The organism is Microbulbifer elongatus, assembly GCF_020524885.1.
GTDB classification, from domain to species: Bacteria; Pseudomonadota; Gammaproteobacteria; order Pseudomonadales; family Cellvibrionaceae; genus Microbulbifer; species Microbulbifer elongatus_A.
The window spans coordinates 196411-218745 of sequence record NZ_JAIVKJ010000005.1; the positions used below are offsets into that span (position 1 = coordinate 196411).

The 22335-nt window shown below is 59.4% G+C and carries 18 protein-coding genes; 16 read left to right on the forward strand and 2 right to left on the reverse strand.

The window, feature by feature from the left end; translation table 11 throughout:
• The first annotated feature begins 64 nt into the window (after nt 1-64).
• Complete coding sequence (locus tag LC059_RS16500; RefSeq protein WP_226704968.1) at nt 65-4411, forward strand: YhdP family protein; 4347 nt, start codon at nt 65-67, stop codon at nt 4409-4411.
• Nucleotides 4412-4522: 111 nt separating this feature from the next.
• Entirely contained in the window at nt 4523-5362 is an 840-nt protein-coding gene (locus LC059_RS16505) for a hypothetical protein (RefSeq protein WP_226704969.1), read from the forward strand.
• Nucleotides 5363-5577: 215 nt separating this feature from the next.
• Here LC059_RS16505 and LC059_RS16510 read toward each other — a convergent pair whose 3' ends face one another.
• The gene (locus LC059_RS16510; RefSeq protein WP_161857766.1) at nt 5578-5859 is read right to left on the reverse strand and encodes a peptidylprolyl isomerase; all 282 of its coding nucleotides are present in this window, start codon (nt 5857-5859) and stop codon (nt 5578-5580) included.
• Nucleotides 5860-5935: 76 nt separating this feature from the next.
• On the reverse strand, nt 5936-6850 hold the full coding sequence (locus tag LC059_RS16515) for a neutral zinc metallopeptidase (RefSeq protein ID WP_226704970.1): 915 nt from the start codon (nt 6848-6850) through the stop codon (nt 5936-5938).
• 166 nt (nt 6851-7016) lie between these two features.
• Here LC059_RS16515 and LC059_RS16520 point away from each other — a divergent pair, with 166 nt between their 5' ends.
• The 14 genes from LC059_RS16520 (at nt 7017) to lipA (ending at nt 22305) form a co-directional block, all read left to right on the forward strand.
• Nucleotides 7017-7586 carry an LON peptidase substrate-binding domain-containing protein gene (locus LC059_RS16520; RefSeq protein WP_226704971.1) on the forward strand — a complete coding sequence of 190 codons (570 nt, stop codon included), beginning with the start codon at nt 7017-7019 and terminating at the stop codon, nt 7584-7586.
• A 78-nt stretch (nt 7587-7664) separates the two neighbouring features.
• Nucleotides 7665-10310, forward strand: coding sequence for a DUF2339 domain-containing protein (locus LC059_RS16525; protein ID WP_226704972.1), 2646 nt, complete (start codon nt 7665-7667; stop codon nt 10308-10310).
• 183 nt (nt 10311-10493) lie between these two features.
• Complete coding sequence (locus LC059_RS16530; RefSeq protein WP_319005126.1) at nt 10494-11789, forward strand: glutamate-5-semialdehyde dehydrogenase; 1296 nt, start codon at nt 10494-10496, stop codon at nt 11787-11789.
• Nucleotides 11786-12466 (forward strand): nicotinate-nucleotide adenylyltransferase, encoded by a 681-nt coding sequence (nadD, locus tag LC059_RS16535; RefSeq protein WP_226704974.1) that lies wholly within the window; start codon nt 11786-11788, stop codon nt 12464-12466. The genes LC059_RS16530 and nadD overlap by 4 nt, the downstream gene beginning before the upstream one ends.
• Nucleotides 12467-12496: 30 nt before the next feature.
• The gene (gene rsfS, locus LC059_RS16540; RefSeq protein WP_226704975.1) at nt 12497-12859 is read left to right on the forward strand and encodes a ribosome silencing factor; all 363 of its coding nucleotides are present in this window, start codon (nt 12497-12499) and stop codon (nt 12857-12859) included.
• 19 nt (nt 12860-12878) lie between these two features.
• On the forward strand, nt 12879-13355 hold the full coding sequence (rlmH, locus tag LC059_RS16545; RefSeq protein ID WP_226704976.1) for a 23S rRNA (pseudouridine(1915)-N(3))-methyltransferase RlmH: 477 nt from the start codon (nt 12879-12881) through the stop codon (nt 13353-13355).
• A gap of 171 nt (nt 13356-13526) precedes the next feature.
• Nucleotides 13527-15461, forward strand: a complete 1935-nt coding sequence (mrdA, locus tag LC059_RS16550) for a penicillin-binding protein 2 (RefSeq protein ID WP_226704977.1) — start codon at nt 13527-13529, stop codon at nt 15459-15461.
• Nucleotides 15454-16599 carry a rod shape-determining protein RodA gene (rodA, locus tag LC059_RS16555; RefSeq protein WP_226704978.1) on the forward strand — a complete coding sequence of 382 codons (1146 nt, stop codon included), beginning with the start codon at nt 15454-15456 and terminating at the stop codon, nt 16597-16599. The genes mrdA and rodA overlap by 8 nt, the downstream gene beginning before the upstream one ends.
• Before the next feature lie 172 nt (nt 16600-16771).
• Nucleotides 16772-17761: a lytic murein transglycosylase B gene (mltB, locus tag LC059_RS16560; RefSeq protein ID WP_226704979.1), complete on the forward strand. Its 990-nt coding sequence runs from the start codon at nt 16772-16774 to the stop codon at nt 17759-17761.
• Between the two features lie 146 nt (nt 17762-17907).
• A complete protein-coding gene (locus tag LC059_RS16565; RefSeq protein WP_319005124.1) occupies nt 17908-18825 on the forward strand; it encodes a septal ring lytic transglycosylase RlpA family protein in 918 nt (305 codons plus the stop codon).
• Nucleotides 18826-18901: 76 nt separating this feature from the next.
• Nucleotides 18902-20050 carry a D-alanyl-D-alanine carboxypeptidase family protein gene (locus LC059_RS16570; protein ID WP_226704980.1) on the forward strand — a complete coding sequence of 383 codons (1149 nt, stop codon included), beginning with the start codon at nt 18902-18904 and terminating at the stop codon, nt 20048-20050.
• Nucleotides 20051-20241: 191 nt separating this feature from the next.
• The gene (locus LC059_RS16575; protein ID WP_226704981.1) at nt 20242-20523 is read left to right on the forward strand and encodes a YbeD family protein; all 282 of its coding nucleotides are present in this window, start codon (nt 20242-20244) and stop codon (nt 20521-20523) included.
• A complete protein-coding gene (gene lipB, locus LC059_RS16580) occupies nt 20523-21260 on the forward strand; it encodes a lipoyl(octanoyl) transferase LipB (RefSeq protein ID WP_226704982.1) in 738 nt (245 codons plus the stop codon). Before LC059_RS16575 ends, lipB begins: the two co-directional genes overlap by 1 nt.
• Nucleotides 21253-22305 (forward strand): lipoyl synthase, encoded by a 1053-nt coding sequence (gene lipA, locus LC059_RS16585; protein ID WP_226704983.1) that lies wholly within the window; start codon nt 21253-21255, stop codon nt 22303-22305. Before lipB ends, lipA begins: the two co-directional genes overlap by 8 nt.
• The last annotated feature ends 30 nt before the right edge of the window (nt 22306-22335 follow it).

The following is a 22335-nucleotide window of genomic DNA, read 5'->3' on the forward strand; positions in this document are numbered from 1 at the left end:
TCACCACAGGCGCCAGTTGCGGTGGCCATATCCTGCGCGTAAGCAGCTTCGGGAGGAGATCCTGATGCTGTGGCTGCGCTGGTTTGTCCGCAAATTCTGGCTGCTGGTCGTGGTACTGGTGATCTCCCTGGCAATTCTGGTGCAGACTGGTCGCCTGTTGTCGCCACAAGTGGGCAAATACAGCCCACAAATCGGCGACTGGTTTTCCGAGCGCCTCGGTGCCCCGGTGCAACTGGAGCATATCTCGCTGCGTTGGCAGGCGCTGGAAGTGGCACTGCAAATCGATGGCCTGAAAATCGGCGAGTCTGGGCAAGTAAAGCTCGAGCGCGGCCTGTTTCACCTGGACCTGCTGGCCAGTATCTGGAACCGGGAACTGATCTGGAAAAACCTGGAGGTCGATGGTTTCTCCGCGCAACTGGAGCAGCACCCGGATGGTGGCTGGCAGGTGCAGGGCTTCCCGCTGGTCGCCGCGCCAGCAAAGAACAAGTCCGATGCCGGAGTGCGTCTCGGAGACCCCGCGCGGATTTTCCAGTTGGGACCGAAAGTACTGGTACGCGACGCCAGCATCGGCCTGACCCTGACCGACGGCCAGTCGGCAAACCTCGACCTGCGTGAAATCCAGCTGGAAAACAGCGGTCAGTTCCACCGCCTCGTGGCCCGGGCTTTTGTAACCGGCGCCATGGAAAGCCTGCACTCTGGTGAAGAAAGCCTGCGCCTGGTGCTGGAAGGACGCGGCAATCCTCGCAACAGCGATGAATTTTCTCTCAAGGGTTATGTGCAGCTAAACGAACTTCTGGTGGATTCCGACCTGGTGGGTTTGCTCTTTCAGCTGTCGCCACTGCCGGAAAAACTCTACTGGCCTGGACGCAAGCTCGCCGGCGGCCGTCTGTGGCTCAGCTCAGATGCCGCAAACGGTTACAGCCTGCGAGGGGACCTTAGCCTTGCCCAGGTTGCCCGCGGTGATAATGACGCGGGTGCCAACGGGGGCGCAGAAGAGGGCAGCGAAGCGGAGCCGGTTGTCCACAAGCGCGGGGCGCTGGAAAACCTGAATGCGCTGTCCAGCAATATTTCCGGACGCTGGCTCCCGGGAGACTCCTGGGAGCTGGTGCTGCAGCAGCTTGGACTCAACTGGCAGCAGCTTGAAGTACCCGACGTCAACGTGCAGGCCAGCGGAGATCAGCACGGCAATCTGCAGTTAGCGGTCGATCAGATAGAGCTGCAGGCCTGGCACCGCGTGCTCAAGGTGCTGGAATTGATTCCCGAGAAGGCGGACGAGTGGCTCAACGCCCTGGATCCCACCGGGGATCTACAGAATGTACGCCTATCCCGTCAGGGAGGTGAACTGACCGTGGCGGCCAATCTGCATAATGTCGTGGCCGGTGCGCATCGCGGTGCGCCAGCGGTAACCGGCGTGAATGGCTACTTGTCCCTGAACGGCAAGGGTGGCCGGGTGGAGCTGGCGAGCCGCGATGGTTTCAGCGCGCACTTCCCTGCGCTGTACGAAGCGCCTTTCGAATTTGGTGCGGCGCACGGCACCGTTGCCTGGGATGTCGACCGCGACCACAACACGGTTTCGGTCTACTCTGGGCCGATTCTGCTCGACGCGGTTACTGAGCCGCAGGGCGAGGGTAGATCCTCTGGCGGAGACCATGTTCCCTCTGGCGGAGCCTTTCGCGGGCAGTTCCTGTTGCAGATCCCGCTTGAGCCCCACACCCGCGCTGCGGATTTCACCCTGGCACTTGGGCTTCGCAATGTCGCGGTCCAGGAGCAGCGCAACCTCGTGCCCATTACGGTGAGCGACGATCTGCGCCAGTGGCTCAATCAGAGTGTGGGCAAGCGTAATGAGGGTCGTATCCCCGCGGCGGGTTTTATCTATCGCGGATACAGCTATCGCGATGGGGACGACAAAGATTTGCTGGCGCTGGGTGAGCACGATTATCGCCAGACAGTGCAGTTGCAGGCGGACATTCGCGACAGCAGCCTGGAATACGCCCCCGACTGGCCGGCGGCGGAACACGTGGATGGTCATCTCGGTATCAATGATCGCTATGTGCAGGTGGTGGCGCCGACGGCAAAACTTTGGGACGTCGATGGGGCAAACGTCTCCGTGCGACTCTCCCCGGAAGCCACAGGCTCACGCCTGGACGTTAGTGCGGAGCTGAGCGGGCCCGCTACTGACGGCCTGAAAATTCTGCGTGAATCCCCGTTGCGTGAACGCCTGGGCAACGCCTTTGATCATTGGGCGCTGGACGGGGCCATGCAGGGAACCCTGCAGTTGAGCCAGCCCTTGGGTGGCGCGGAGTTCGAGCCGCGCCAGCAGGTCGATCTGGCGCTCAGCGGAGCCAGCCTATCGCTGCAAAACCTGAACCTGGATATCGAACGGCTGAATGGCAAGGTGCGATACCACAGCCGCGACGGCCTTAAAGGCTCCAGTTTCCGCGGCCAGTTGTGGGGCAAGCCACTGCGCGCCTCTATCCAGCATCTCGGCGACGGTGACAATCGGGATACCCAGGTTATCGTGCGTGGCGAGGCGGTGACCCAAAGCATCGGCCAGTGGAGTGGACGACCGGAGCTGCAGTGGCTAGACGGTGCTCTGGATTACACGGCGCGGGTCACCATCCCCGCGCAGGCCAAGGAAAAACCCTACGCGGCGGTACTGGAATTGTCTTCCGACCTGGAGCAGGTGGCCGTGAATCTGCCGGCGCCCCTGACCAAGCCCGCTGGCGAGAAATCCCGTTTCGTATTGCGGGTACCTATTGGTGAGCAGGGCAATCTTTACCACCTCAGTTACGGCGAGCACCTGCAGGGCCAAATCTGGCAAGTGGACGGCAAGCTGGAGCGGGCCTCGATTGCCCTGAACGCGGAGGCAAAGTTGCCGCCGTCCCCGGGGATTTCGGTTATCGGCGACCTGCCGCTGGTTGATCTGAAGCCCTGGAAACAGGCTCTGGAAATTTATACCGATCCCGCTGCCGGGCAAGATGCGGGGAAAGATGCCGGAACTGTGGGCGCAACAGTAGCTTCCTCCAGTGAAATTCCCGAGGATGAAAACCCGCTGCCGATTCTGCTCGACCTGAGTACCGACCTGTTGCAGGTCTCCGATACTACCCGCATCGAGAATATCCACGTGCGCGGGCGCGGTCTGGGAGCGGACTGGAAGCTGGATTTTGACAGTGAAACCGCTGCCGGCAAACTGAGCGGCACACTCAATGCTCCAACCCCGTTGCAGCTGAATCTCGAGCATTTGCGCCTGCCAGCCCTGGCCGCGAAAGAAGCGGCAGAGAAGGGGGCCGAAGCTGAAAGTGAAGCCTCTCTCGCCGCGCGTCTTCAGGATCGCTGGAAGGGGTTCGATTTTGCCAGTCTGCCCAGTGTGGATTTCAGTACCGAAAATCTGTGGATGGGCGATGAGCCGATGGGGCCCTGGTCCTTTCAGCTGCGGCCTTCCGAGCAGCGTCTGGTAGTGAGTGAGATCGAGGGCACACTGCGCGGCATCACCATTGAGGGGCGCATTGCCGGAAATGACCGCCTGGGGGCGCAGCTGATGTGGATGCGCGACCCTGACGGCCGCGAGTCCTCCCAGTTCATCGGCCGCCTCCGCGGTGAAAACCTGGGCGATGTACTGCAGGCGTGGGGCCAGGAGGCCGCAATCGAAAGCCGCAGTGCGGTGTTTGATACGGCATTGCGCTGGCAGGGTTCGCCAGCCATGCTGAGCCCCAACAGTCTTAACGGCGAGATCCGCATTGATATCCGCAATGGACGCTTTTTGCGCGCCAGCGACAATGCGGGGACCTCGCTGCTACGCCTCTTGTCGCTGTTTAACTTTGACACCTGGGCACGTCGCCTGCGTCTGGATTTCTCCGACCTGGTCCAGAGCGGCCTGACCTTCGACCGGGTGCATGGGGAGGTGTATTTCGAGGGGGATGGTGAGCTGTTGATTGCAGTCCCGATCCAGGTGGAGGGGCCAACCAGTGAGTTGCAGATGGCCGGTCGGGTCAATCTCCAGCGGGAAGACCTCAACCTGACCCTGGTGGCAACCCTGCCTGTGGGCAATAACCTTGCATTTGTGGCGGCCCTGGCCGGTGGTCTGCCGGCGGCGGCGGGTGTCTACCTGATCAGTAAGGTCTTCAAAAAGCAGGTAGATCGCGTGGCTAGCGTGAGCTACCGCATCAATGGTGAGTGGGCGGACCCGGAGGTGCGTTTCGACAAGCTGTTTGACGATGGCGCCGCAGGTCGTGAAGGGCGCAGTGCGGTGGTTCAGAGCAATAAGGAGAAAGCCGCACGTGCGGCATCCACTCATCCGGAAACCGCCGAAGGGGGGTTGCCGATCAGGGACACAGAGGAAGTGTCCGAAGCCCCTGCAGCGGGCGCTTCCGAGCAGCAGGCTCCGAAGCCGATGCCGCTTGGCGCTAGTTGATTCTGTCGACCGGTGGTTGCAAAAACCGAATAATTGTTCGATATTGACGTTCGAGCTAACCGTTAATAGCTCCTCAACAAAAATAAATTCGCTTTCAGAGGTGCGTCGCCAATGTCTGAGGTGGTCTCTTTGGCCGGTATTCCGTTCAACCGCTACACGCTGTTCAAGGTCTTCAAGTACACGGTTTACTGCCTGCTGGCCTATAACGTCTACGCTTTTTTTGTCGAGAATCATGCGGCGGCGGGCACTGTGTTTGCCGACGGCATAAGCTTGGGCAAGATCATTGAGGCCTACAACGATTCCATCGACACTCTGGCTTGGGTCGTGTTACTGCTGGTTTTCGAGCTGGAAACCTGGGTGCTCTCAGATGAGAAGTTGAAGGGGAGCACCAAATGGGCGCTGAATCTGGTTTCGGCGTTCTGTTATGTGTTTATCGTGTATTCGTTCTACGGATACTTTTCCGAGATGGTGTCGCTGACCCATCTGTTGCCGGTTTCCGGTTCTGCCTGTGATCTGGCGGCCAATGGCGGCTGGTCGATGGTGCTGGAGCAGGATGACTATGTTGCGCTGACGGCTGCAAATTGTGCTTCGCTTTCCGACGCGAGCCTGCTGCGTTTGGCGGATGCGCAAATTGTCGGTGATGCGGTGATCTGGCGAGAAATTCAGTGGCTGGCGTGGGTAGATGTGATCAATGCGGGTGCCTGGCTGCTGGTGGTGGCAATCCTGGCATTTGATGTCTGGTTGCAGCTGCGTCACCAGCTGTCCGATTCCATCATGCGTTATTCCCAGGTTATCAAAGGGCTGCTGTACTTCACCCTGCTGATGTGCGCCATTTACTGGGGCATCAACGGCAGCTTCCTGGACTTCTGGGACGCTTTCCTTTGGCTGGTAGCCTTCTTCTTTATCGAGATGAACCTGTTCGAGTGGCAGGCTGAGACTAGCGCTGAGTAATTGGGTTAGTTTAGGGAGTCACTGGCACTTCGTATTGAGTGCTGTGGCGGTACCGCTGTCGGGTACTACCTTGCAAGACACGCCGTAAACCCATCCGTGGGGGCTCGGCTGCGGCCGTCCTGGCCGCAGACGGTCTTGCAAGGTAGTACCCGACATCGGCACCTTCGATTCAGGCTTTAGTACTTTGCGTTAAACACCCGTCATCTAAAATTTTTTCAGTCACTACGGCTGGTAACTTCCAGCAGGTGATAACCAAACTGCGTTTTCACCGGGCCGTGCACCTTGTTCAACTCATCGTTGAAAACCACCTTGTCGAATTCCGGCACCATCTGACCTTGGCTAAATTCACCCAGGTCGCCGCCATTGCGACCGGACGGGCACTTGGAGTATTGCTGGGCAATCTTTCCGAAATCGGCGCCGTCTTCAATCTGCTTTTTCAGGTCCTGACACTGGGCTTCGCTTTCTACCAGAATGTGGCGTGCTGTTGCTCTTGGCACGGGAGTCTCCTTAATTTATTGGTGATGAATAATTTCGTGAGCGGCAAGCTTAGTGGTTATATCCCCACGGGGCCAGCTACTGTCCTGACAATGCTGCGAAGGTGTTGCACTTGTTCACATCACCGGTGCTGAAACCCTGATTGAACCAGTAGGCGCGCTGTTCGGCGCTGCCGTGGGTGAAGGCGTCGGGGGATACGGCGCGGCCGGCGCGGCGTTGCAGGTGGTCGTCGCCTACGGCGGCGGCTGCGCGCAGGCCTTCTTCGATATCACCGGGCTCCAGCATATTGCGATCGCGGTGGGCGTAGAACGCCCACACGCCGGCATAGCAGTCCGCCTGCAGTTCCAGCATGACTGACAAGCGGTTGGATGTGACCTTGTCTGCCCGCATCCGCGCCTGTTGCACTTTTTCCGAAACTCCTTGCAGATTCTGTACATGGTGTCCCACCTCGTGGGCAATCACGTAGGCAAATGCGAAGTCGCCCGGTGCGCCAAGCTTTTTCAGTTCGTTTAGAAAGCTCAGGTCGAGGTACACCTTCTGGTCGCCAGGGCAGTAAAACGGGCCGACGGCCGCGGAGCTTAATCCGCAAGCAGAGCGCACGGCGTCGTTATACAGTACGAGTTTTGGTGGGGAGTATTGCGATCCGGCCTGCTGGAACAGGCTGCCCCAGGTGTCCTCCGTATCTGCCAGCACAACGGAGACAAACTGCGCTACCTCATCTTCGGGCCCTGCACCCTGGGTGCCGGGGGCGGTCTGTGCATCCGGGCCCAGACTCGGTGATTCCGTGCTCTGCATGCCGCTGAACAGGTTGCCGCCGAAATAGTAGAGTGCGCCCAGTGCCAGCAGGATCAGCCAGCCTTTTTTACTGCGCAGCAGGAAAGGGGCAAGGGCGAGGAGATTGCCCAGTCCACCCATACCTCCGCCGCCACCGGGTGCTTTCTCGCCACGGCGGTCTTCAACATTCGAACTTCTGCGACCCTGACGCCAGCGCATGGGAGCACCTCTCGTTTTACAGCCCGATTCACATCCGCGTATTGCTTTCAGCATAGAACAGCTGGCGTCATTTTTTGTTTAATGCGCGGGAGATTATCCTTGTGGTCGGGATACCGGTGGTATCTTTGTCGCTAAACCAACCATCCAGTGAGCCGAAACATTGTCGTTGATTCCACTTTTTCCTCTCAATATGGCGCTGTTCCCCGGCGTTACGCTGCCACTGAGGATCTTTGAGCAGCGCTATCTGCGCCTGGTCACCGAATCCCTGAAGTCCGATACCGGGTTCGGGGTGGTGCTAATCCGCAGTGGCAAAGAAGTCGGGGCGGCACAGGTGTGGCCACTGGGGCTGTACGTGCGCATTGTGGACTGGAGCCAGGGGGAGGAAGGGCTTTTGCACATTGATGTGGCGGGCGAGTCCCGTTTTCGCGTGCTGGATACCTTCCGGGAAGAGGACGGACTGTTGATGGCGGAAGTGGAGTGGCTGCCGGATGAGGAGTCGCACCCGGTGCCGGAGAGCTGCGATGGCTTATTGGCGGTGTTGAACGAGCTGAAACAGCACGCGGCCTCCCTGGCCCTGAAATTCGCACCGGTGGAAAGTGCCGAGGCGCTCTCCTGGCAGTTGGCGCAGCTGTTGCCGCTGGAGGATCAGGCGCGGGTGGAGTTGCTGGCGAGTCACGATCCGCTGGAACGCCTGGCGAGCATTGCCGCAAACCTCGATCGCTGGGCGAGGGAATAGTGGGTGTCGTTAGCCTACGATAAATCGATAATCAGAGATTAGAACAATAATCAGCGTTAAGCCGCTTTCTGGGGATGCATGGATAATTTTGTGTTGCTCGGTGTACTGCTGATCCTCACCGTGGTCGTCGGTGCGTTTTTGGGGATCTTTGCATTTGCCGAAGTGAAAAGCCTGCGGGGCGAAGTGCGCCGGTTGCGCGGGATGATCGAGGGATTGCAGGGGGTGGATCGCACCCCTGAATCTGTTGAGCCTGGCCCGGAGCAGCCGGTAGCAACACCGCAGGTGGATATCGACACAGAAACTCCTCGGAAAGAACCCGAAGTAAAACCACCTGTCGTGGCGCGCTATGCCTCTCCGCAGGTGCAGACCGCCCGTTCTGCCAGACCGCGAGCCCGCGAGGTCAACCAGGAACAGGCAGCCGCGCGTGCCCGCTTCTGGTCGCGCCTGCAGGAAAACTGGATGGTCTGGCTGGGGGGTGCCTGCGTCGCCCTCGCCGGTGTTTTTCTCGCCCGCTACGGTATCGAGCAGGGGCTACTCGGACCGAAGGTGCGTGTGGTCCTGGGGCTGGTGATGGCGGTTGCACTGTACGTCGCCTCCGAGGTCCTGCGGCGGAGAACCGGCGGCAGTCATCCGACGTTTGCCGCTCTTGCCGGGGGAGGGGCGATAACCGCATTTGCCGCGGTGTTGTCTGCGGTACACCTCTATCAATTGATGGCTCCGGGCCTCGCTTTCGGCCTGCTGGCACTGGTGGCAATGGTCACCATGTGGCTGGCCCGGCTGCACGGGCCGGTACTGGCGGCTATTGGTATGCTCGGCGCCTACTCTGTGCCGGCACTGGTTTCGACCGGCAGTGGCAATGTATTGGGGGCAATGATCTATGCACTGATTATCAGTGTGTCGGTGCTGTTCCTGTTGCGCTATGTCTACCGCAGCTGGCTCTGGCTCGGGGTGCTGGCGGGCGCACTGGCGTGGTGGTTGCTCTCCCTGCTTGGCCACCAGGCAGACGGTTGGCGTGGAGCCTATCTGGCAGCAATGGCATACCTGCTGGTAGCGGTGGTGCCAGGCAACTGGTTGCTGACAAATCCGCAACCCCTGGGCGACAGTGCCGGCGGGCCAGTAGGTAAAGTAGCGCCGCTTATCCTGCCGAGCCTTCTGGTGCTGGTCGCCGCCCAGTGTCTGTCGATTTTGCGTGAAGGGTTTCATCCGGCGGCTATCTGGGCGTGGAGCCCGCTGGCACTGGTGGTGCTGGTAGCAGCGCGCCACCGTGCCAGTCTCGCGCTTGTTCCATGGGCGTTGATGGCCGGTCAGCTGGTGTCGTGGCTGGCGACCCGGCTCGATCAGTGGGGCGAGCAGAATGTGCGTCTGCTGCCCCAGCCAGCCGAGCAGCAGGGCAGCTTCCTGTTGTATCTTGCAATCACGGCTGCGCTCTTCGCAGGGTTTGCGCTGTTCAATTACCGCCGCGGTCTGGCGCGTTACTGGTGGGCATCGCTGGCGGCGATGGCGCCATTATTATCTCTGCTGGTCGGCTATGTACTGGCTGGGGATTATCTGCCGCTGTACTGGTGGTGCCTGTACGCGGCGGTCTTTGGCGGCGTGTTCATGTATTTGGGCAGCCGCGGTGCGCTGCATCAGTGGCACAAGGGCTTGGTGGTGTGGCTATTTATTGCCGCGCACTTTGCCTACAGCCTGGCGGTGTGTCTGTGGCTGGAGCAGGCGAGCCTTACCCTTGCGCTTGCGCTACAGGCGGTGTCCCTGGCCTGGATCATCCGCCGTTTCGAGGTGCCTGCACTGGGCTGGTTGCTGAAAGCTGTGCTGTTGCTGGTGGTGGTTCGCCTCACTCTAAACCCCTGGTTGCTTACCTATAGCGAAAACACCCACTGGTCCCTGTGGACCTACGGTGGCTCCGCCCTGTGTGCATGGGGGGCGGCAAGAGCCTTGCGAGGACCCTTCCCACCCCTGGCAGACTGGGCTGGCGCCGCTGCGCTACATCTGTTGGTGCTCGCGCTCTGGGCAGAGTGCCGTTACTGGCTTTACCACGGCAATGCCTTTGCCGCGGAGTTCAGCTTTACCGAAGCGGTGGTCAATATGTGGCTGTTTACCGGGTTGGGGCTGGTTTACTACCGCAAGTCCCTCGTCACCGATGGCTTTTCCCGCTGGTACGACGGCTACGGGCGGCTGCTAATGCTCGCCGGGCTCGGTAATTACCTGGCCATCCTGGTTTCCACCGCCGCTAGTGAGCCCTGGACTTGGCATGCCATTAGCGAGCGACCACTGTTCAATATGCTGGTGCCCACCTTTGGCGGTGCTACGCTGCTTGCGCTCCTGGTGAGCCGTTTTTACCTGCCGTCTGTGCGCCGGTTTGCGGGGCTGGTGGCCGCGGTCGCCGCCTTTATATGGATATCCCTGGAAGTACGCCACCTCTGGCAAGGCAGTATTCGCCTGGATATCCCGGCTGAGACAGGTGAGCTGTACACCTATTCTGCGGTGTGGCTGGTCATGGCAGTGGTCGGCATCCTGTTGGGCAGTTGGAAGGGCTGGCGCGGCTGCTACCAGGGCGGTATGGCGGTGCTGGCACTGGTGATCGTGAAGCTATTCCTGGTGGATATGTCCGGTCTGGAAGGCCTGTTACGGGTGGCCTCGTTTATGGGTATGGGACTGGCGCTGCTGGGTATCGCCTACCTTCATCAGAAACTCGGTGGCAAAAGCGCAGATCGTGGCCAATAACTGCTTTCTTCAGGCATTTTCCCCCAGTGGTTGCGGTATACTTCGCGGCCCGTTTTTGCCGGGGATTTTTTGAGGGGAGTCCGGAAGGAGCCCCGATAGAGGACGATAGCGAAAAAGTACCGCGGGATCTCAGCAGATCCCAGCGTTTTAGCGTGAATTGCATGGAGATCAGCAGTGAACAGTATCAGTGCAACCAAGGTTGAGCCGGGTTCCAACGAAGTCGAATCCACCCAACAAACGATGCAGGCCATGGGACGCGCCGCCCGCGCTGCCGCCCGTCTGATGGCGCGCGCTGATACCCGTACCAAAAATGCTGCTCTCAAGGCCATTGCTGCGGAGCTGGATGCTCAGCGACCACAGCTGGCGGCGGCCAACGCAATCGATATGCAGAATGGCCGCGACAACGGCCTCGATGCCGCATTGTTGGACCGCCTTCAACTGAATGATGGGCGCATTGACGCCATGATCGAAGGGCTCAACCAGATCGCCGAGCTGCCGGACCCGGTGGGCGAGGTGAGCGACCTGAAATATCGCCCCAGCGGCATCCAGGTGGGCAAGATGCGCGTGCCCCTGGGGGTGGTGGGCATCATTTATGAGTCCCGCCCCAACGTGACCATCGACGCCGCCAGCCTGTGCCTGAAGTCCGGCAACGCGACGATATTGCGCGGCGGCAAAGAGGCACTGCATTCCAATGGCGCTATTGCGGCGTGTGTTGCCGCGGGTCTGAAACAGGCCGGCCTGCCGGAAACCGCGGTGCAGGTAGTGGGCACCAGCGACCGCGCGGCGGTAGGCGCACTGATAACCATGCCGGAATACGTGGACGTGATTGTGCCCCGCGGTGGCAAGGGGTTGATCGAGCGTATCAGCAGTGAGGCCCGGGTGCCGGTAATCAAGCACCTCGATGGTATCTGCCACGTGTATCTGGATGACCGTGCAGATCCGGTCAAGGCGTTCAACATTGCATTGAATGCCAAAACGCACCGCTACGGTGTGTGCAATGCCATGGAAACCCTGCTGGTGGCAGAGGGGGTGGCTGCAGAATTTCTGCCCAAGCTGGCAGCGGCCTACGCTGAAAAGGGTGTGGAACTGCGCGGCTGTGACAAGACCCGTGCAATCCTTGCCGATGCACTGCCGGCTACGGATGAAGACTGGGCCACCGAATACCTGGCGCCGGTGCTGGCAATTCGTGTGGTTGACGACATGGATACGGCGATGGATCACATCGCCCGCTACAGCTCGGGCCACACCGAGTCCATCGTCACCGAAGACTACACCCGCGCCCGCCGGTTTATGGCGGAAGTGGATTCCGCCTCGGTCATGGTGAATGCCTCCACCCGCTTTGCCGACGGCTTCGAATACGGGCTGGGTGCGGAAATCGGCATCAGCACCGACAAGATTCACGCCCGCGGTCCGGTGGGGCTGGAAGGGCTGACGTCGCAGAAGTGGATCGTGTTCGGGGATGGCCAGATCCGCGAATGAGTACGCCCTCGTTGGAGCCAGTGCGAAAAACGATCGCCCTGTTTGGTGGCACCTTTAACCCGGTGCATTTCGGTCACCTGCGCATGGCGCTGGAACTGAAAGAGGTGCTGGGTTTCGACGAGATGCGCCTGCTGCCCTCCCATCAGCCGGCGCACCGTGTCGAGCCCGGTGTTACTGCAAGGGCTCGCAGCGAGATGCTGGCTCTGGCCCTGGAACGCTGCCCGGAGCTGCAGTTGGACGAGCGGGAGCTGCAACGCGAAGGCCCCACTTACACCGTGGATACCCTGGAAACGCTGCGCGCCGAACTCGGTGACGAGGTCTCCATCAGCTTTTGTATGGGACTCGATTCTCTGCTGGGACTGCCGGGTTGGCACCGCTGGGAGCAGTTGATCGAACTGGCGCATCTGGTCGTCGTTACCCGACCGGGCTGGCAGCTTCCCCTTCAGGGCGAAGTCGCGGACTTGTTGTCTGCCCACCGCGGCGAAGCCGAAGATCTGAAACGCAGTGCAGCCGGCAGAATTCTGCTGCGGGAACAGACGCTGCTGCCGATTTCCGCCACCGGAATCCGCAGCCTGATTGCCAGTGGCCGCTCTCCGCAGTATCTGCTGCCGGAGCGGGTACTCGACTACATTCAAACTCATCAGCTCTACAAGAGCGAAAACCAGGAAAACTTATAGGTAGGAGCCAAGGCTCCTGATACAGATGTTATGACTGATATCAAAACAATTGCGGTAAACGCACTGGAAGACCTCAAGGGTAAAGACATCGTTTCAATGGATGTCTCCGAACTCAGTGATGTAATGGATACCCTGATCATCTGCACCGGCACCTCCAGCCGCCAGGTGAAGTCCCTCGCCAACAATGTGGTGGAAGACGGCAAAGAGGCCGGCATTCGCCCCATCGGTGTCGAGGGTATCGAGCAGGGGGAGTGGGTGCTGGTGGATTACGGAGACGTGGTGATTCACGTGATGCAGGCGGAAACCCGCGGTTTCTATGACCTGGAAAAGCTCTGGTCGATGACGCCGAATACCCGCGAAGACGCGGACGGTTCCGACCCTCACCAGGACTGACAGGGACCACCCAGCGCTCGTGAAGATCCGGATCATCGCCGCCGGCGGTAAAATGCCTGCCTGGGTACAGGAGGGCTACAACGAGTACGCCAAGCGCCTGCCCCGGGAGCTGACCCTGGAGATGGTGGAGGTTCCCCTGGGGAATCGTGGCCAGAAGAACTCCGCCGCGCTGGTGGAGAAGGCTCGCCAGAAAGAAGGCGAGGCCATGCTGGCCGCGATCAATCCGCGGGACCATGTGGTCGCGCTTGAGGTGAAGGGCAAGCCCTGGAGCACGGAGCAGTTGTCGCGGGAATTGTCTGGTTGGCAGATGTCCGGCGACAACATGTGCCTGCTGATCGGCGGTCCGGACGGACTCTCGCCGGACTGTGTAGCACGGGCCAACCAGAAGTGGTCGCTGTCTCCGCTTACCCTGCCGCATCCGCTGGTGCGGGTGTTGTTGGCGGAGCAGTTGTACCGCGCCTGGACACTGCTGGCGGGGCACCCCTACCACAAGTAAGTGGGTTGCTTACGCGTTTCGCGCTTCCCTCCCCTATTGAACTTTCTGGCGCCACCAGACTCATACTGAGCTGGTGTGTACCGGTTATACGCCAAAGGCTCTGCAGGGAAGGCAAACTTGTGTACACTTCGTGGTCATTTTCGCGCCACCGAATAATCTGCTTCGACCATCATGTCTGAAAACCTGCGTTTCAAAGACCACCACACAGAACAGCGGCTGTTTCGCAACCGTATGCTGGTGGCCATATTTGGCGTAGTCGTGCTGCTTGGCGTGCTGGTGGCTCGGTTCTACAACCTGCAGGTGGTCAACTACGAGGACTACCGCACCCAGTCCGACCAGAACCGCATTCAGGTGCGTCCAGTACCCCCCACCCGTGGACTGATCTACGACCGCAATGGTGAGATGCTCGCTGACAACCGCCCCAGTTACACCCTTTCTGTGGTGCGCGAGCGAGTAAAGGATCTTGACGCCACCATTGAGCTGCTCGGCCAGCTGGTGAGCCTCGAAGACCGTGACGTGGAGAAATTCAATCGCCGCCTTCAGCGTCGCCGCCCGTTTGAACCTGTTCCTTTGCGCTATCGCCTGAGCGAAGACGAAATCGCCCGTATCAGTGTCAATGAGTTTCATTTGCCGGGTGTCTCTGTCGAGGCGGAACTGGTCCGCTACTACCCCGAAAACAAACTGTTTGCCCACAGCGTCGGCTATGTGGGGCGGATTGCCGAGCGCGACCTTTCTGCGTTTACCGAAGAAGATGTGCGCCGCTACCGGGGTACCCAGAGTATTGGCAAGGTTGGGCTGGAGCGCTCCTACGAAGACTTGCTGCTCGGTGAAGTGGGCTATGAGAACGTGGAGACCAACGCGCGCGGCCGGGTGCTGCGTGTTCTGGAGCGGCACGATCCCAAGCCCGGCGCCGAGCTGACCCTGCATCTGGACACTCGCCTGCAACAAGTGGCTACCGAGGCATTGGGCGACAAGCGCGGTGCGGTGGTCGCCATTGATGTGAAAACCGGCGGGGTGCTGGCGTTTGTCAGCCAGCCGTCGTTTGACCCCAACCTGTTCGTTACCGGTATCAGCTTCAAGGACTACAGCGCACTGCGGGATTCCCTCGATGTGCCGCTGTTTAACCGTGTAGTACAGGGGCAGTACCCGCCCGGATCCACCCTGAAGCCGATGATGGGGCTCGGCGGCCTTGCCGCCGGCATTATCACTGGCGACACCGAAGTGCCGGATCCAGGGTTCTACAAACTGCCCAATGACTCCCGTATCTACCGCGATTGGAAGCGCTGGGGCCACGGCAAACATGTTGATCTGATACAAGGACTCGCGCAAAGCTGCGATGTCTATTTCTGGGACATGGCCGCGCGCTGGAACATCGACGGTATGCACGATATCGCCACCCGCTTTGGCCTGGGTGAGAAAACGGGTATCGACCTGCCGCGGGAATACCCTGGGCTCTTCCCCTCGCGAGCGTGGAAGCGCGGCGCCCGCGGTGTGCCCTGGTTTCCCGGTGACAGCCTGAATGCCGTTCTGGGGCAAGGGTTTGTACTGTCAACGCCGCTACAGTTGGCGGTGATGACCGCCACTATCGCCAATCGCGGCACCCATTACCGGCCGCAGATGGTGATGGCGATCGACGGCGTGGAGCAGCCGCCGGAAGTGCTCCACCATATCGACGCGCGTCCAGAACACTGGGATCTGGTCTTCGACGGCATGGAAGCGGTGGTTTACAGCACTCACGGTACCGGCAAGAAAGCTGGTGCCGGGCTGGATTTCAAGGTGGCGGGTAAATCTGGTACCGCGCAGGTGGTGGGCATTGCCCAGGGGGAGAGATACGACTCCGAAGCACTGAAAGAGCGCCACCGGGACCATGCCCTGTTTGTGGCCTTCGCCCCGGTGGATGACCCGCAGATTGCCGTATCGGTACTTGTCGAGAACGGTGAAAGTGGCGGCGGTGTTGCGGCACCGGTAGCGCGGGAAGTCTTTTTCGACTGGATGTCGCGACCGCTGGAGGATACTGCCAGCCGACATTCCTGGCGTGCGCCCATGAGCATTTCCGCTCCCGCACAACGTCATCCGTATCAGCAGGAGACCGCTATCCGTGGCTAGTCGCGACTATATGCACCGATTGCCGGATGCGGGCAGCAGTCTGCGCCGTCCGGAAAGTATTTCCCGCCGCTGGCATATCGATCTTCCGTTGCTGTTCCTGCTTCTGGTGCTGGCAGGCGTGGGGCTGGTGGTTCTGTACAGCGCTTCTGGCGATGAAATCCACTACGTGAAACGCCAGGCGGTGTTCATGAGCCTGGCGTTTGTGGGCATGGTGATTGCCGCGCAGATTCCGCTGGAGTTCTATCGGCGCTGGTCGCCTTGGTTCTACCTGGCCGGTTGCTGTCTGCTGGTCGCGGTGTTGTTTTTTGGTGTCGGTGCAAAGGGCGCGCAGCGCTGGTTGCAGATCGGTGGTTTCCGTTTCCAGCCCTCAGAGGCACTGAAGCTCGCGGTGCCCATTGCCGTCGCCGCCTACCTGCACAAGCGCAGCCTGCCACCATCATTCATTACGGTAATAGGCACGCTGACAATAATCGCGATTCCCGCGGCACTGATCGTGCGCCAGCCCGACCTGGGAACCTCAATCCTGATTGCCGCATCGGGTATTTTTGCGCTGTATCTGTCCGGCCTCAGCTGGAAAATGATCGGCGGGGCAGTGGTGATGGCGTTGATGGCGGCCTGGCCCATGTGGATCTGGGGGCTGCGGGAGTACCAGAAGCAGCGGATTCTCACGCTGTTTAACCCGGATGCGGACCGTCTTGGCGCCGGCTGGAACATCTTCCAGTCCAAGGCCGCCATTGGCTCCGGCGGTTGGGATGGCAAGGGGTACATGCAGGGAACCCAGTCGCAGCTGGATTTTCTGCCGGAGAGTCACACCGACTTCATTATTGCGGTGCTGGCAGAAGAGTGGGGTATGCGCGGGGCTTTGATCCTGCTGGCCCTGTATCTGTTGATCATTGCCCGGGGCATCTATATTAGTTTTATGGCCCAGCATGTATTCGGACGTCTGTTGGCAGGCAGTATCACGCTGACGTTCTTCGTTTATGTGTTTGTGAACATCGGTATGGTCACCGGCCTGTTGCCAGTAGTAGGGGTGCCCCTGCCACTGGTGAGTCACGGCGGCACCTCGGTGATTACCCTGATGGCAGGGTTCGGTATTTTGATGGCCGTCAGTACGGAAAGACGCAGAGTACTTTTTTAAATTCAGGTCTTATATTCAGGTTTCGTGGCTGATTGTGAGGCGGTTCAGGCTGGCTTCACTTTTTCCCGTGTATCGTGCCACTTTTTGGCGCGTTTGCAGTCACAAGTGCAGACCGAATCGAATAATTGAATAAAGTAGTTGGAAGTACTCTATGAACACAGGAGCGGTTGTTTTGAAGTGGACCACAGGATTGATGGCTGGGCTGGGGCTGGTCCTTAGCGCCTGCGCGCAGGAGCAGGGGCATGAGGAAAATGCCCAGGCGAATGCCTTTGTGGATTACATGGTGGCCGAGCACAACTTCAACCGCGACGATCTGCAACTGCTGATGAAAGAGGCCAAGCGCAAGGACTCGATCCTGAAGGCGATCAAGCGCCCGGCAGAAAAAGCCAAGCCCTGGCACGAATACCGCAAGATTTTCATCACCAATACCCGCATCGCGGGTGGCGTGGAGTTCTGGGACAAGAACGCCGACGCCCTCAAGGCCGCGGAAGAAAAGTACGGCGTGCCGCCGGAGATGATCGTTGCCATCATCGGTGTGGAAACCCGCTACGGAGGCAATATGGGCAGCTATCGGGTGATCGACGCGCTCTCTACTCTCGCGTTCAACTATCCGCGCCGCTCCAAGTTCTTTACCAAAGAGCTTGAAAACTACCTGCTGCTTACCCGAGATGAGAAAATCGACCCCACGACGCTCAAGGGGTCCTATGCCGGTGCTATGGGCTTCGGCCAGTTTATGCCGTCCAGTTACCGCCACTATGCCGTAGATTTCAATGGCGACGGTCGTGTGGATATCTGGGAAGATACCGAGGATGCGATTGGCAGCGTGGCCAACTATTTTGTCGAGCACGGCTGGAAAGCAGGTGAGCCGATTACTGTAATCACCCAGCCGTTACCCAATGCCGATATGACCATCGTCAATGACGACCTAAAGCCCAGGTGGACCGTGGGTGAGCTGGAAGCCAAGGGGTTCCCGACCACCGCCCAGGTCACGAAAGAAATGCCCGCCAACGTGTTCTCTCTGAAAACCCTGGATGGGGAGCAGTTCTGGATCGGGCTGAATAATTTCTACACCATCACCCGCTATAACCACAGCCGACTCTACGCCATGGCGGTGTACGAGCTGGGGCAGGAAATTATCAAGGCGCGGGGTGGTCGCTCCTGATAATCGCGGGGCGCATATAACAAGTTTTACCGATTGCCGGTTTCAGCCTCTGTTGCCGGCTTTTATCTTGCACTGGCTGTACGATAACTCGAAAGTACGATAAATCGCGGTAGCGGGCGCTGTTTGACCTGCTCCGGGGGGAAGTTATGAAAACCAGAAAAATAGCGGTTAACGCCGCGGTTTTGACGCGTCTCGGCGCCGGCTGTGCCCTGGCACTACTCGCTGCCTGTAGCACTGTGCCTTTGCACGATACAGGTAAGGCCAAGGTGGAGCCAAAGGACGAAGTACCATTCGATCAGGTGCGCGACAGCGGTCCGGATATGCCCGTGGATATGCTCGCCACACCGGAAGTCACGCCGGTGCGGGAACCTATCGGTGTCGCTGGCAACAAATCTCCTTATGTGGTTAATGGTGTCAAATACCGGGTGCTGCAAGGGGTAAAAGGGTACAGTGAGCGCGGTCACGCCTCCTGGTATGGCACCAAATTTCACGGGCGCAAAACCGCTAACGGTGAGGTTTACAATATGTACGCCATGTCCGCAGCGCACAAAACCCTGCCGCTGCCGAGCTACGCCAAAGTTACCAACCTGGATAATGGTCGTAGCATCATCGTGCGCATCAATGACCGCGGACCATTTGTGCCGGGGCGTATTATTGATCTCAGCTATACCGCTGCGCAGAAACTGGGTTATATCGACAAAGGTGTAGCCCGGGTGGAAGTGGTCGCCCTGGACCCGGAAACTCTGCCCAGTGCCACCGAAAGCCTCGCGGTGGAAAAAGATGCCGCAGCGCGCAAGGGCTTGCCGCAAGATGCCAGTTTCAAACTGCCGGACAATACTTTCCTGCAAGTGGGTGCCTACAGCTCAGCCAATCAGGCCGAAGAGATTCGTGGCCAGCTCGCTGCTGCATTCGGCTATCCTGTATCCGTCAGCCCGGTAAACCGTGACGGAAAAATGCTTTACCGGGTGCGTATCGGACCCATCGCCCAGCAGCGGGCACTGGCTGCATTGCGGGAATCGGTAGAACAGCAGGACTTTGGCCAACCCACGGTGGTGGTCGACTGACCTGCCTCGCAGCGCATTTTTCCGGCCGGGGCCGGGTTTTTGACATTTTTCGAACGCAAGGAATAAAGAGATACTCATGTTCAAACGCTTATTCGCCTGTCTGCTCCTGATTGTCAGCACCAGTGTTGCCCAGGCTGATAAACCGCTGATACCCGCGCCACCGCAGCTCGCGGCCACCGCCTATCTGCTGATCGACGCCCATACCGGTCAAGTGTTGGTAGAACACGATGCAGACAAACAGATCCCACCGGCCAGCCTGACCAAGATGATGACCAGTTACATCGTCTCCGAGGAACTGGAAAAAGGCGCGATCAAAGAGCAGGACATGGTGAATATTTCGGAGAAGGCCTGGCGCAAAGGCGGCTCCAAAATGTTTGTCAAAGTCGGTGACAAGGTACCGGTGATCGATCTGCTGCGCGGCGTTATCGTACAGTCCGGCAACGACGCCAGCATTGCCCTGGCGGAATTTGTTTCCGGCAGCGAAGAGGTTTTTGCCGAGGTGATGAACCAGCAGGCACAACTGCTGGGTATGCAGGACACCAACTTTGTTAACGCGACCGGCTGGCCCGCTGAGGGACACGTCACCACCGCCCGCGACCTGGGCAGGCTGGCGCAGGCGCTGATCAATGATCATCCGGACCATTACGCGCTCTATTCCGAAAAGTACTTCCGCTTCAACGGTATCAACCAGCCCAACCGCAACCGCCTGCTGTGGCGCGACCCGGCGGTTGACGGCATCAAGACCGGCCACACCGAAGAGGCCGGCTACTGCCTGGTGGCCTCCGCGGTCAAACGCGGCATGCGCCTGATTTCTGTTGTGGTGGGTACCGATAGCGACGAGAAGCGCGCTGCTGAAACCCAGAAACTGCTCGCCTATGGCTTCCGCTACTACCAGACCCACAAGGTTTATGGCAGCAACGATGTGCTGCAGACCGAACGTGTGTGGGGTGGTAAAACCGACTCCGTTGGCGTGGCAGTGAAAAATGACGTCTTCGTCACCATCCCTCGTGGCGGTGAGGAGAGCATCAAGGCTGACCTGATTGTCGACGGCGAGCTCAAGGCACCCCTGGCCAAGGGCCAGCAGGTAGGCAAGGTGGTAGTCACCCTGGATGGTGAAACGGTCGCGGATGTACCTGCGGTGGTCGCCGAAGATGTGGAAGAGGCCGGGTTCTTCAAGCGCCTGTGGGATTCCATCAAGCGCTTTGTGATGGGCTTTTTCCAGTAAAAAAATCCAAATGGGCCCGGCGATATAAGGCGCCGGGCTTCAATTGCCGCTCTGCAAAGCAGTTTCGTCTGCAATCTTTCCTCCCTGTCCAGTGGTCTGTCGGCACTGTATAATCGCCGACCGGCCGCAATCTCCCGCTGGGAATTGTCCCCACGCCTTCATTATCTGACCTGCGGCCCTGTGAGAGTGGTATGACCCAGGATTCAGAACAGCAGCCCCCAAAAATCGAGTTCCCGTGTGAAGACTATATGGTCAAAGTGGTGCGAGACACCGATGACCAGGTCCACGAATTCGTTCTGGAGGTTATGCGCCGCCATGCACCGGAGCTCGACGAGAGCCAGCTGAAGCACAAGCCCAGCCGCAACGGCAGATTCACCTCGGTGACCTTCTTTATCGTCGCCACAGGTGAGCCCCAGTTGAAGGCACTGTTTGAAGAGCTCAAAGCCCATCCGGGCGTACATATGGTGCTGTGATGGCAGCCCCCGAGACCATCATTTGCAATCTGGGCCGACGCGATTACGAGAGCGTATGGCGCAGCATGTCGCACTACACCGACACCCGCGGCAGCGACGCCGTGGACCAGATCTGGTGTGTGGAGCACCCGCCCGTATTCACCCAGGGCCAGGCCGGCAAGGCGGAACATTTGCTCAACACGGGCGACATTCCGGTCGTGCAGGTGGATCGCGGTGGACAGGTCACCTATCACGGCCCCGGCCAGCTGGTGGTGTATCCGCTGCTCGATCTTCGCCGCAGCAAAACCGGCGTCCGTGACCTGGTGACCGCGCTGGAAGAGGCCACTGTGGCGATGCTGGCAGAGTATGGCGTCAGCGCCGCCCCCCGTCCCGACGCACCGGGTGTGTATCTCACTGAGGGGCCGCGTGCGGGCAACAAGATTGCCTCCATTGGCCTGAGGGTCCGTCGGGGCTGCAGCTTCCACGGTATTGCTATCAATATCGACATGGACCTGGCGCCGTTTCTGCGTATCAACCCCTGTGGTTATGCGGGGATGCAGATGGTGCAGATGGCCGAGATTATCCAGCCCACACCAGAGTGGTCGGATGTGGCCGAAAAATTTGCCTCCGCCCTGCAGCAGAAGCTGAATATTCCGGAAGCCAGCTGGCAGCCGGTAGATGAACGTATGTTTGACGAAAAGTTATTTGAGGCAGCCGCCGATGTGCAGGGTGCCGAACCAGGAACCAGTAATGTCTGAACGATTTGACGCCGACCCGTCTGAAGTCAAAGCGACCGCGGTAAATCCGTCGGAAACTGCCCAGCCGGATATCGTTCCGGTCAAGCGTACCCGTCGCCTGCAGCAGGGGGAAAAGCTCCGCGATGGCGATAAGGTTGAGCGCATCCCGGTAAAGGTGATCGCCAGCGACCAGACCCTGCGCAAGCCTGACTGGATTCGCGTCAAGGTGCCATCCGTGAAGGCTTCGAAGGAAGTGGAGCGGATCAAGAGCATCCTGCGCTCCCAGAAACTGGCCACTGTGTGTGAAGAAGCCAGCTGCCCGAACCTTGGCGAATGCTTCAGTGGCGGCACTGCTACCTTCATGATCATGGGTGAGATCTGTACCCGCCGCTGCCCCTTCTGCGATGTGGGCCACGGCAAGCCGAACCCGCTGGACCCGGAAGAGCCGAAACAGCTGGCGGAAGCCATCGCCGCCATGAGCCTGCGCTACGTGGTGATCACATCCGTTGACCGCGACGACCTGCGCGACGGCGGTGCCCAGCACTTTGCCGACTGTATCAAGCAGTCCCGCGAGCTGTCGCCAAACCTGCAGGTGGAAATCCTGACTCCGGATTTCCGCGGCCGTATGGACATTGCGCTCGATATTCTTGAGGCGGAAGCCCCGGATGTGTTCAACCACAACCTGGAGACTGTGCCGCGTCTGTACCGGGAATCCCGTCCCGGTGCCAACTACAAGTGGTCGCTGAAACTGCTGCAGGAATACAAAAAGCGCCGTCCGGACGTACTCACCAAGTCCGGCCTGATGGTGGGCCTGGGCGAGACTAAGGAAGAAATTTTCGAAGTGCTGGACGACATGCGCGCCCACGACATCGATATGCTCACCATTGGTCAGTACCTGCAGCCGAGCAAGGAGCACCTGCCGGTGCAGCGTTACGTACACCCGGATGAGTTTGAAGAGTACCGTCGCTACGCTGAGCAGATCGGTTTCACCCATGCCGCCTGTGGCCCGATGGTGCGCTCTTCTTATCATGCGGACAAGCAGGCCCACGGGGAAAAGGTCAGCTGATCCGACAGCTGCATACTTTTTTCAATATCC

Coding starts and splice junctions, on each gene's coding strand:
- LC059_RS16500 (WP_226704968.1), top strand. CDS start 65: ATGCTGTGGCTGCGCTGGTTTGTCCGCAAATTCTGGCTGCTGGTCGTG.
- LC059_RS16505 (WP_226704969.1), top strand. CDS start 4,523: ATGTCTGAGGTGGTCTCTTTGGCCGGTATTCCGTTCAACCGCTACACG.
- LC059_RS16515 (WP_226704970.1), bottom strand. CDS start 6,850: ATGCGCTGGCGTCAGGGTCGCAGAAGTTCGAATGTTGAAGACCGCCGT.
- LC059_RS16525 (WP_226704972.1), top strand. CDS start 7,665: ATGGATAATTTTGTGTTGCTCGGTGTACTGCTGATCCTCACCGTGGTC.
- nadD (WP_226704974.1), top strand. CDS start 11,786: ATGAGTACGCCCTCGTTGGAGCCAGTGCGAAAAACGATCGCCCTGTTT.
- rsfS (WP_226704975.1), top strand. CDS start 12,497: ATGACTGATATCAAAACAATTGCGGTAAACGCACTGGAAGACCTCAAG.
- mrdA (WP_226704977.1), top strand. CDS start 13,527: ATGTCTGAAAACCTGCGTTTCAAAGACCACCACACAGAACAGCGGCTG.
- LC059_RS16565 (WP_319005124.1), top strand. CDS start 17,908: ATGAAAACCAGAAAAATAGCGGTTAACGCCGCGGTTTTGACGCGTCTC.
- LC059_RS16570 (WP_226704980.1), top strand. CDS start 18,902: ATGTTCAAACGCTTATTCGCCTGTCTGCTCCTGATTGTCAGCACCAGT.
- LC059_RS16575 (WP_226704981.1), top strand. CDS start 20,242: ATGACCCAGGATTCAGAACAGCAGCCCCCAAAAATCGAGTTCCCGTGT.
- lipB (WP_226704982.1), top strand. CDS start 20,523: ATGGCAGCCCCCGAGACCATCATTTGCAATCTGGGCCGACGCGATTAC.
- lipA (WP_226704983.1), top strand. CDS start 21,253: ATGTCTGAACGATTTGACGCCGACCCGTCTGAAGTCAAAGCGACCGCG.